The sequence below is a fragment of the Roseateles sp. genome (assembly GCF_031397715.1).
GTDB lineage: Bacteria > Pseudomonadota > Gammaproteobacteria > Burkholderiales > Burkholderiaceae_C > Paucibacter_A.
Genome location: NZ_JANNMI010000321.1, coordinates 1 through 3,383 on the forward strand (window position 1 = coordinate 1; position 3,383 = coordinate 3,383).

Annotated in this window: 5 protein-coding genes; 3 read left to right on the forward strand and 2 right to left on the reverse strand. The window is 63.2% G+C overall.

Annotated features, from left to right (window positions below):
• Positions 1-389: 389 nt before the first annotated feature.
• Positions 390-1,133: an arginyltransferase gene (locus RMO57_RS13975; RefSeq protein ID WP_310387588.1), complete on the reverse strand. Its 744-nt coding sequence runs from the start codon at positions 1,131-1,133 to the stop codon at positions 390-392.
• Between the two features lie 12 nt (positions 1,134-1,145).
• Entirely contained in the window at positions 1,146-1,895 is a 750-nt protein-coding gene (gene aat, locus RMO57_RS13980) for a leucyl/phenylalanyl-tRNA--protein transferase (RefSeq protein ID WP_414896430.1), read from the reverse strand.
• A 15-nt stretch (positions 1,896-1,910) separates the two neighbouring features.
• Here aat and RMO57_RS13985 point away from each other — a divergent pair, with 15 nt between their 5' ends.
• From RMO57_RS13985 to RMO57_RS13995, 3 genes are all read left to right on the forward strand, one after another.
• Positions 1,911-2,261 carry an arsenate reductase gene (locus RMO57_RS13985; RefSeq protein ID WP_310387591.1) on the forward strand — a complete coding sequence of 117 codons (351 nt, stop codon included), beginning with the start codon at positions 1,911-1,913 and terminating at the stop codon, positions 2,259-2,261.
• Positions 2,262-2,292: 31 nt separating this feature from the next.
• Complete coding sequence (locus RMO57_RS13990) at positions 2,293-2,991, forward strand: riboflavin synthase subunit alpha (RefSeq protein WP_310387594.1); 699 nt, start codon at positions 2,293-2,295, stop codon at positions 2,989-2,991.
• A gap of 103 nt (positions 2,992-3,094) precedes the next feature.
• Positions 3,095-3,383, forward strand: a 289-nt coding sequence (locus RMO57_RS13995; RefSeq protein WP_310387596.1) for a TetR/AcrR family transcriptional regulator, incomplete at its 3' end; no start/stop codon positions are given.

Genomic DNA, 3,383 nt, shown 5'->3' on the forward strand with positions numbered 1-3,383 from the left:
CCTCCACTTTTTCTGGCGCTGCCGAAGCGGCGCTGTCCTTGGTCTCCAAGACACGCCAGGTGCCGTTGTCCTTCAACAGCAGGCGGCGGCCTTTTTTGTCGGTCAATTCGAAATCGGCGCGCGCATTGCTGATCGCTCCGGCGACGAGGGCAAGCAGCAAAAAGCTGATCTTCATAAGGTTTGAACTTTGCATGCTTCAGGTCTCTCAGGGTATCGACAAGGCTATGGGGCGTGATTGTGCCCGCAGCTTAGGCCCGCTTGAAGCTGAGCTTTGCGTCAGCCTGAGCGCGCATGCCGTTGAAGTGCAGCAAAAAGTCCGATCGGCCCGCGTTGTTGGCGATCAACTGGGCCAGTTTCTCGGCCGGCTGGCTGGCTGCTCAGGCGGGCTTCTAGCTCTCAAGCCCCGCGCTGGCCCAGACCCCGTCTTGCAGCAGCTGATAGGGCTTGAAGTCGGTCTTGTAGGCCATCTTCGGGCTCGCGGCGATCCAATAACCCAGATACAGATGCGTCAGCTGCAGATCGCGAGTTTGCTGGATCTGCCAGAGCACGTTGTAGGTGCCGTAACTGGTCTTTTCCTCGGGCTCATAGAAGGTGTAGACAGCCGACAGGCCATCGCTGAGGATGTCCAGAATCGACACCATCTTCAGCCGCAGTGAGCCGTCGGCCTGCGGCTCGTTGAACTCGACCAAGCGCGAGTTGATGCGGCTTTGCAGCAGGAATTGGGTGTATTGGTCGACGCTGTCATGGTCCATACCGCCGCCCGAGTGGCGGCCGGTCTGGTAGCGCAGGTAGAGCTCGTAATGCTCTTGGCTATAGCCCAGGCGCATCACCTTGGCCTGCAGATTGCGGTGCTGCTGCCAGGCGCGGCGTTGGCTGCGGCTGGGCTTGAAGCCCGCGGCCGGCACGCGCATCGGCACACAGGCCTTGCAGCCATCGCAATAGGGCCGGTAGGTGAACAAGCCGCTGCGCCTAAAGCCCGCCGCCACCAGCCCCGAGTAGGCATCGGCATGAATCAGATGGCTGGGCGTGGCGACCTGCGAGCGTGCCTGCCGGTTGGGCAGGTAACTGCAAGGGTAGGCGGCAGTGGCATAGAACTGCAATTGCGCCAGCGGGAGCTCTTTGGGATGGGTCACGGTGCTTCGGCTTCAGTCTTGATCCAGCAAGGCCCACAAGGCTGGATGATAGGTCCAGCTGCCGGGCCCCGGCTCGGCCACCGCCTCTCGCACATGCGCCTCAAAGGCGCCGCGCGCGACCTCGGCCGCACCCAGCGAGGCCAGATGGCCGGTATTTTGCTGGCAGTCAATCCAGCTGATGCCATGCTTGCGGCACAGGCAAACCAAGGCGGCGAGTGCAATCTTGGAGGCATCGCTGCGGCGCATGAACATCGATTCACCGAAGAACATGCGGCCGATGTTGACGCCGTAGAGCCCGCCCACCAGCTCGCCGTCCATCCAGGTCTCGATGCTGTGCACGGCGCCCGACTGTCTCGCCCATTCAAGATAGGCCGCCTGCATTTCGGGCAAGATCCAAGTGCCGGCCTGGCCCTCGCGCGCCGAGCCGGCGCAGGCGCTCAGCACCTCGGGCAGGGCGCTGTCGACGCGGATCTCGCAACTGGCCGAGCGCCTGAAATGGGCCAGCGTCTTGCGCAGTGAGCGTGCGAGTTTGAAATTCTTTGTCTGCAGCACCATGCGCGGATCGGGTGCCCACCACAGCGGCGGCTGATCCGCACCATACCAAGGGAAGATGCCGCGTGAATAGGCCGCCAGCAAGCGCTGCGGGCTGAGGTCACCGCCGGCCGCCAGCAACCCCGGCGCGTCTGAATCCGCGCCCAAGGCCTGCGCGCTGGGCGGGAAATCCAAATTGCTGTCGTCAAGCCAATCAATCATGCCCGTCATGTTAGCGTGCGCCCCATGATTACCGTCTACGGCATCCCCAATTGCGACACCGTCAAGCGCGCGCGAGCCTGGCTGACCGAGCAAGGCTTGGCCCACCAGTTCTTTGATTTCAAAAAGGCTGGCGTACCGGCGACCGAGTTGGCCGCCTGGTGCGAGCAGCTGGGTTGGGAGCGGGTACTGAACCGCGCCGGCACGACTTGGCGCAAGCAAGACGAGGCCGCCCGCGCAGCGGTGGTCGACAGCGCCTCGGCCCAGGTGCTGCTGCTGAGCGAGCCCAGCGCCATCAAGCGGCCGGTCGTGCGTTGGAGTGATGGTCGCCTGTCCATCGGCTTTTCGCCGCCTCAGTTTGCTGAGCTGATAAGCTGAGCAGCCTTCAAATCTGCTCTTCACCCTACTCATGTTCACAGGCATTGTTCAAGCCGTTGCCGTTGTAGCGGCCATCACCGACCGGCCGGGTCTGCGCAGCTTCACGCTGCAATTTCCGCCCGGTTTTTGCGCCGGCCTTGAGATCGGGGCCAGCGTCGCCTGCGACGGCGTCTGCCTGACCGTGACGGCTTTAGGCGAGCAGGACAGCGCCGATTTCGATGTGATGCAGCAAAGCCTGAAGCTGACCACCCTGGCCGACTTGAAGCCGGGCAGTCCGCTCAATGTGGAGCGCGCTGCGCGAGATGGCGCCGAGATCGGCGGCCACCCGCTGTCCGGCCATATCGACTTCCTGGCCACCGTGGCGTCCATCCGCCGGCCCGAGAACAATGTCTGCGTGCGCATCCAGGTGCCACCCGACTGGATGCGCTACATCTTCGCCAAAGGCTATATCGCCATCAACGGCGCCAGCCTGACGGTTGCCGAGGCTGACCGCAAGGCCGGCTGGTTCGAGGTCTGGTTGATCCCCGAGACACTGCGCATGACCACCTTCGGCGCCAAGGGTGAGGGCGCCCGGCTGAATATCGAAATCGAGCGCCAGACCCAAGTTTTTGTCGACACCGTGCGGGCCGCCATCGACGAGCGCTTAGGCCCCTTGCTGCCGGCGCTGGAGAAGCTGCTGGCCGCGCAGGGCCAGAGCTTGGAGGCCTTGTCCGAGCCGCCGGTGCTTTGAATAGCATGCTGAACGGCAATCTTGGCGCTGCGTCACGGTAGAAGACCCGCAGGCAATTCAGGCTACTAGACGACTGGTCTACTTTTTGGCGTATGATGGCGGCATGAGCAACGATCACGCGGATGTCCGCCAGCACATTCTCGACACGGGACGGTCCATTATTTTGGGCAAGGGCTTTACGGCCGTGGGTCTGAACGAGATCCTGTCGGCTGCCTGCGTGCCCAAAGGCTCGTTTTACTACTACTTCAAGTCCAAGGAAGCGTTCGGCGCGGCGCTGGTCGAGGGCTATCTGTTTGACTACCTCGCGCATGTCGACGCCTTGCTGGCGCCCGACGGCGCGCCCGCGGCGCAGCGGCTGATGCGCTATTGGCAGAGCTGGATGGCGACCGGCG